Source organism: Saccharothrix sp. ST-888 (genome assembly GCF_000955975.1).
In the GTDB taxonomy this organism is placed as follows: Bacteria; Actinomycetota; Actinomycetes; order Streptomycetales; family Streptomycetaceae; genus Kitasatospora.
The window spans coordinates 1-332 of record NZ_JYJF01000725.1 but is presented as its reverse complement, the minus strand read 5'-3'; the positions used below and the strand labels follow the sequence as shown (position 1 = coordinate 332).

Here is a 332-nt window from a genome sequence, read left to right as displayed (position 1 = left end):
GACCTCTGTAGTCACCACAACCGGCAGCTGGCGCAGCACCGCCATCTCGATCTCGGAGTCGAAGTGACCGGTGTTGCCCCCGCTCGCCTCGTGCTTCACCCTCGACATGTGCGACGCCGGGATGATGTGCTTGTTGCCCGTGGTCGTGATGAAGCTGTCCGCCGTCTCGACCACCTCCTCCAGGGTTGTCACCTGGTGGCCGTCCAGAGCCGCCGGCAGCTCGCTGATCGGGTCGATCTCCGTCACGCTCCCCCGCGCACCCTGACCCCGCAGCGACTCCGCTCCGCCCTTGCGCACATCGCCTTAACCGCATACGACGGCGACCTTTCCGC

General features: G+C 66.6%; 1 pseudogene. It reads right to left on the bottom strand.

The features are described from left to right. Positions 1 to 332, bottom strand: a pseudogene (locus UK12_RS34370) (adenosylhomocysteinase); the annotation flags it as partial.